The sequence below is a fragment of the Virgibacillus aidingensis genome, assembly GCF_010994035.1.
Lineage (GTDB): Bacteria > Bacillota > Bacilli > Bacillales > Amphibacillaceae > Virgibacillus_N.
In genome coordinates this window covers 70234-76512 of the sequence record NZ_WIXN01000022.1, presented here as the reverse complement: position 1 = coordinate 76512, position 6279 = coordinate 70234, and the positions used below count along the sequence as shown (strand labels likewise).

At 41.3% G+C, this 6279-nt stretch carries 7 protein-coding genes; 3 read left to right on the top strand and 4 right to left on the bottom strand.

Going from position 1 to position 6279, the window contains the following annotated elements:
- Positions 1 to 331: 331 nt before the first annotated feature.
- Positions 332 to 553: a hypothetical protein gene (locus GHD25_RS16430; RefSeq protein ID WP_164218849.1), complete on the bottom strand. Its 222-nt coding sequence runs from the start codon at positions 551 to 553 to the stop codon at positions 332 to 334.
- Between the two features lie 314 nt (positions 554 to 867).
- Here GHD25_RS16430 and pdaB point away from each other — a divergent pair, with 314 nt between their 5' ends.
- Positions 868 to 1626 (top strand): polysaccharide deacetylase family sporulation protein PdaB, encoded by a 759-nt coding sequence (gene pdaB / locus GHD25_RS16425; protein ID WP_164218847.1) that lies wholly within the window; start codon positions 868 to 870, stop codon positions 1624 to 1626.
- Between the two features lie 52 nt (positions 1627 to 1678).
- Here the strand turns inward: pdaB and GHD25_RS16420 are convergent, their stop codons facing one another.
- On the bottom strand, positions 1679 to 2365 hold the full coding sequence (locus tag GHD25_RS16420) for a KinB-signaling pathway activation protein (RefSeq protein WP_164218845.1): 687 nt from the start codon (positions 2363 to 2365) through the stop codon (positions 1679 to 1681).
- Positions 2366 to 2803: 438 nt separating this feature from the next.
- On the opposite strand from GHD25_RS16420, the gene gerD reads away from it, so the two are divergent.
- Positions 2804 to 3460, top strand: coding sequence for a spore germination lipoprotein GerD (gene gerD / locus GHD25_RS16415; protein ID WP_164218843.1), 657 nt, complete (start codon positions 2804 to 2806; stop codon positions 3458 to 3460).
- Positions 3461 to 3504: 44 nt separating this feature from the next.
- On the opposite strand, the gene GHD25_RS16410 is transcribed toward gerD, so the two are convergent.
- Together GHD25_RS16410 and cwlD are read right to left on the bottom strand one after the other, a co-directional pair.
- Positions 3505 to 4563 (bottom strand): Mrp/NBP35 family ATP-binding protein, encoded by a 1059-nt coding sequence (locus GHD25_RS16410; RefSeq protein WP_164218842.1) that lies wholly within the window; start codon positions 4561 to 4563, stop codon positions 3505 to 3507.
- Positions 4564 to 4752: 189 nt separating this feature from the next.
- Positions 4753 to 5475 carry an N-acetylmuramoyl-L-alanine amidase CwlD gene (gene cwlD, locus GHD25_RS16405; protein ID WP_164218840.1) on the bottom strand — a complete coding sequence of 241 codons (723 nt, stop codon included), beginning with the start codon at positions 5473 to 5475 and terminating at the stop codon, positions 4753 to 4755.
- Between the two features lie 187 nt (positions 5476 to 5662).
- On the opposite strand from cwlD, the gene GHD25_RS16400 reads away from it, so the two are divergent.
- Complete coding sequence (locus GHD25_RS16400; protein WP_164218838.1) at positions 5663 to 6082, top strand: DUF948 domain-containing protein; 420 nt, start codon at positions 5663 to 5665, stop codon at positions 6080 to 6082.
- Positions 6083 to 6279 lie beyond the last annotated feature (197 nt).

Here is a 6279-nt window from a genome sequence, read left to right as displayed (position 1 = left end):
CGGCCTCCAACTTCTCACCTTGACATCTGTTTACATACTGGTTGTTTTGTTCAGTTTTCAAAGAGCAATTTTTTGTTTGTCGTTTTTAGCGACAAGATATAATTTATCATGCCATTCAAGAATTGTCAACAGGATTTTCAAAAGAAATAAAAACACAAATAAAAGACCTGCTTCATTTACTGACAACAAGAAACATAATACCATAAATAAACAATAAATTCAACAGATCGACATAATTTTTTTAGGAATTATTTCTTCCGGTCAATATACCGGATCTTTCTATTTATAAAATGAGATTTTTAATCCTGCTCAATGGAAAGATTGATGTGTCTTACTGATTGTTGCTTCGCTTCGGCATATATTTTATGCATTCCTGTTCACTTGCGACTCTCCGAAACAGCTGGAACAGCAACTGATACCGTTCCCGCATCGCATGTTTAACAATATGATCAATACGGTGATCATCCAGATCCATTAATAATTCATCCAGTTCCCGTTTTAAAAGATATTCAATTTCTTTCTGTTCCATCTCATTTATTAATAAACCCAGCATTTCTTTGCACCTCATATTTCCTCTAGACTTGGTAATCACCATTTACCCGTTTTTACTATTTACAAACAGCTATATATATTTATTCGTGAAAAATGTTGAATTTGGTCGGTCGGACCATTTATCTTCAAAATACTTTATAGACCGGCTTAAACTTACTATTCCCCAAAAGTCTGGTATTTCATCCAATATCCGCTAAAAAAATACTCCTCTGAACCTTTGCAAAGTTAAAAACCCAAGCTATTTCCTCCGGACGGCTTGTTCTATTCTCTGCATAAATTCATAGGATTTAATATGAAGGACAAGGGGGAATTGTGATGCAGCATTTTTACGTTTGGCGGTTGGGCAAATGGAAGCGATGGAGTATTGTCGTTGCACTGGCATTATTCGCTGCTATTTTCATTTGGTTTGAACGAGATGGCACTTTTTCTGTTTTTTCCGGTGAAGGACCGACTGCGTTGACAAAAGGAAATGAAAATGAAACGGATATTGCATTAACTTTTAATATAAGCTGGGGGGAGGAAAAGGTTTTCGATATTCTGGATGAGCTGGAACAAGCGCAGGTACGGGGTACCTTTTTCGTGAGCGGGGAATGGGCGGAGCGTCACCCTGATATCGTGGAAAAAATCTCAGAAGGAGAACATGAGCTTGGCATGCTTGGCTATCGTTATAAAAGCTATCTTGACCAGGAAATAGACGAGGTGAGACAGGATCTGCAGATGGCAGAGGAGGTATTTGAAAAACTCGGATTTGAAGATACAAAACTGCTGCGGGCTCCCAACGGGCATTTCAACGAAGAAATTTTAGCTCTGGCGGAGGAAATGGGTTACCAGGTTATCCATTGGAATGTGAATACAAGGGATTGGGAAAACCCGGGTACAAATGTAATTGTGGATACAGTGATGAATGAGACCGATAATGGGGATATTATTTTAATGCATGCTTCGGATGCAGCAAAACAAACATCAGCGTCCTTAAAAACAATATTGCCCGGTTTGCAAAATAAGGGGTTTAACTTTGTTTCCATCTCAGAGCTGATTAATCAGGCACATGCCGAAACAGAGCTCGTGGAATAGTCTGCCCTATTAAAAATGCACCGTCCAGTAAATTTAGACGGTGCATTTTTTGTTACTTCTTCTTTTTACTTCCTTTTTCCGCCGCAGCTTTTATCCTTCTCGTTGACTCAAGGTCCCTTTCCCTGCCTTTACTGTGTTTTGACTTGGGATCTTCTTTTTGATTAATACGGTGGAGTGCGAGCAGCTGATACGTGTTACACACAAGCAGGACGACGATCATAATGATGGTATAATCATAGCCTTCCGTGCGCATGCCGGGAATCCATTCTATCGTTGTGATCACAACCATAAAGAACAGCGCAGGTATAAATGCACTTTTATTCGTTTCGTTTGCTTTGATTTTTGCAATGATCAGACCATAGGCCAATATGGCTGCTGACATTAATATATACCAGAAGACCGATACTTCTCCTTTTGTTGCCTGGTATGGGAAATACACCAGATCAAAAACGACAAATGCAACCAGCAAAACCTGTACGAGTGGCCAATATGAGCGGAACACCCCAAGACCGAGCCGGTTCAAAAATAAATAAGCAAAAAAACCTGTCTGGCTGACCACGGTAAAAACAAGCCCCACTCCCGTCAAAACAACAACTAATCCAAGCAGTTCAAATGCGTCAAACGGGCTTAAGAACATTTGATATTCGTCTGCCTTTACAAAAAAGCTTGTGATTAGCCCTGTGAGGCCACCAAGCATTAATGTTTTAAAAAAGAAATTCACTAATTTACGGGTATTCAAGTTCTTATCCTCCCAGTAAGTATTTAAATATTCGCCTTCATCATTTAAGCGGGAAACAGCCTTTACCCTTACTTATCAGGTGAAGTGGCACCGCTTGATGGATTAAGGCGAATCTAAAATTGCAGGTAGGTGATCAACAGCTTTTAAAAGCACAAATTTAACGACAGGCATTCACGGCTTACCCATGTCGCGACTACAAACAGCGGGATAAAGCCTGCCTCAATGAAAGATCAATATATCCTTTAAAAAGCAGAAATTGCTCAAAAAATGCTGATTCTTCCCATACGTATTCTAACATGAAGTACGACAATTTTCCTTTTCTTTGTGCATATTTTTTATTTTTGTCACTCATATTAGATATGAAGAAGCTTTTTTTGTTATAAACGAATTTTAACCATACAACGAGAAACCGTAATATGAGGAAAGGAGGTTTCTGTAATGATTCGCTCCCTTTTAATCAGCATAACAGTTCTGTCCGTTCTTTTTTTCAGCGGGTGTGGTGGCGGAAATGCCGCCCAGGAGGACCAGGATTATGAACAAACGAAAAAAATGGTTGTTGATATATTACAGACGGAAGACGGCAAGAAAGCATTAAAGGAAATTTTGGGAGATGGGGAGTTAAAGCAAGAGCTTGTCATTGAATCGGAAGAGGTCAAAGATTCGATAAATCAAACCCTTGCATCAGATACAGGCGCGCAAATGTGGGCTAAGTTATTTGAGGATCCTGAATTCGTGAAAAGCTATGCAGAATCCATGAATGAAGAACAGCAAAAAATGATGAAGAATTTAATGAGTGATTCGGAGTACCAACAGCAAATGCTCGACTTAATGCAAAACCCGGAAATCGAAGAACAGATGCTAAATGTTTTAAAAAGTCAGCAATTCCGCTCCCACTTGGAGGAAACAATTCAGCAGACGCTGGAAACACCGGTTTTTCAGGCCAAGATCCAGGAAATTTTGTTAAAAGCTGCAGAAAAACAGGGCCAGCAGCAGGAAGGTGAAGGCAGCGGCAGTGAAGGCGGAGAATCAAACGGCTCTGGCGGATCCGGCGGCGGTGGCGGGGGTGATGACAGCGGCTCCGGCGGTGGGTCATAAAAAAATATGTAAAGCGGACCTGCTTTAGGGGTCCGCTTACATTGTCACTCTTCCATCTTCGCAAGAACTTTTGATGCGATTTTATGATATTCCTGTCCAATTGGGTGATCTTCCTGATAAATACCCGGAGCAAATTCATCTTCTTCCTCATATGGCTGTTTCAGGGGCAGCTGTCCCAGCACTTTCGTTTTCAAAACTTCAGCCAGTTTTTTTCCGCCGCCTTGACCAAATACGTATTCTTTTTCCCCGGTTTTCTCACTTTCAAAATATGCCATATTTTCTACAACACCAAGGATTTCATGGTCAGTTTTTAATGCCATCTGTCCGGCACGCGCCGCAACAAATGCAGCTGACGGATGAGGAGTTGTGACGATGACTTCTTTACAGGTTGGAAGCAGTTCATGCACATCCATCGCGATGTCACCGGTGCCTGGAGGCAAATCCAATAATAGATAATCGAGATCGCCCCACTCCACTTCACTGAAGAAGCTGTTGAGCATTTTTCCAAGCATAGGACCACGCCAGATAATTGGTGAATTATCTTCCACAAAGAAACCCATGGAAATCACTTTTACGCCAAAGCGTTCAACAGGAATAATCTTTTCTGCACGTACGGCGGGACGGTTTTCAATACCCATCATATCGGGAACGCTGAACCCGTAAATATCCGCATCAATGATACCGACTTTTTTTCCGAGACGCATAAGCGAAACAGCCAAATTAACGGTGACCGTTGATTTCCCGACACCGCCCTTACCGCTGGCAACTGCAATAAATTTCGTACCGGTGTTTCCTCCCATTAGAGAGGACTCCTTTTCCTGCTCCACGGCAGGCTGGTATTTTCTTATCACTTCATCAGGAAGCTGTTCAAAGCGCAGGCCAACCGTCGTTGCTCCATTTTTCTTTAAAATACCGACGATTTCCTGTTGCAATTGCATTTGCTCACCGGTATTTGTCTTGGAGATCGCAATTTTTACACTGACATGATTCTTCTCTTCTTTAATTGTTACTTTGCTTATACCACCGGTTTCTTCCAGTGTTTTATGTAAAAACGGATCTTTAACAGGGTTGAGTAATTGTACGACTTCATCTTTTGATAACACCTTATGACACCATCCCTTTTTAGAGCTTTGATTAATAATGTATGCTCAAAAAGGAAACCGTTATTTCAATCGAAATCGCTTTCCTTTCCAATTTGAACATGACCATAAAATTTCATTCATCGCTAGTATAACACAAATCAGCGAAAATCTAAGTGATTTGAATCATGGATGGCTCATTGCCCGGTGGTGTCATTCTTCCTCTTCCGGTTCTTCTGTCACATACCGCAAAATCCCCTCATATATACTTGCAGCCATTTGCTGCTGATAGTCTTCCTGTTTCAATAATTCCCGTTCCTGTTCGTTCGATAAAAAGCCAATTTCCACCAGTGCCCCTGGTACCTCTGCATTTTTCAGAAGATACATGTTATTAATCGCAAGCGGACTGCGCGTCGTGTTTTCCATATTCCTTATGATTTCCTGCTGGATCATTGTTGCCAAGTGCCTGTTTTCATCTGACCGGGGATAATAAAACGTCTGTGCACCGTGCCATTTTGTGGATGGCAAAGCATTTAAATGTAGCGTAATGAAAAAGTCCGCTTCTTTTTCATGAATAAATTCCAGCCGGTTTCGAATATCCTCAGCTTTTCTTTTTGAAAGCCCTTGCGTATCATCGGCAGCCAAATCACTGTCTTTTTCGCGGGTCAAGTAAACGATCGCTCCTGTTTGCAGCAGATATTCCTGGATTTTCTTTGAAACTACTAATGCAATATCTTTTTCCAGTGTTTCATCTTTACCGACGGCTCCCCCGTCAGGTCCGCCATGCCCGGGGTCAATGACAATGGTTTTTCCGCTGAGCGGCAGTGACCATGCCTGGTTCCAGGTGGTATCGCTTTGCATGATTGGAAACTGGATAAGAAAAATCAATACAGCTAAACCAATACACCATAAAAAAACCTTTTTGAATTTCGACATGTACTCGTCCCCTTTTATGCTATCTCATCCTATTTTATGGCCTGTCTATTGTAAATATGCCTATACATATTGGAGAAGAGAGGAGGAATACTATTAGATGGCAAACACTGTGCTTTTTTATTGTTTCATCTGTCGAAAAAAGTGGTATGATGAAAGAAAGATATTTCAGAAAGGAGTTTCAGCATTTATGGATTGGCTTGGCATTGGCATCACCCTTCTTGGGGCAGCATTTTTAGTATTAGTTATTTTATTAATCAAACCGTTACGCAGTCTGACCGGCACATTGGATAACCTGAAAAAAACGACAGCTTCTCTCCCGGAACAAGTGGAGGGCGCGGCTTCCCAAGCGACTGAAGTGATTCAGCAGGGAAATAAAACATTAAATGATGTAAACCGGAAAATGAATGAGCTAAACCCTTTATTTGCGATTATCGGAAATATCGGACGGACATTAAATACATTATCCTCCTATATTGTTGATGTGGTATCAAAGGTAAACATGTCGACCACCCCCTTACTGGACAAACTTATGAAACGAGAGCATATGGAAGCTATACTCAGCGTTGCCACATTGGGATATGTTCTTTTTCAGAAGAAGAAGCAGTAGGCGTTGCAGGACTGTAATGAGTTGGATGAGAAAGAAGGTACAGCAGTTTCAGATGTATTTGAAGCCGGCGGCGGGTGTTTTCGCAGGCGATCAAAACCGGAGACGAATCGGCATGTTAATTCGAATACCAGGTATCCCGGAGTAATCGTAAATACCCGGGGACATCGTTTTTTCTGTTTATTCGAGTAACCTCGAGG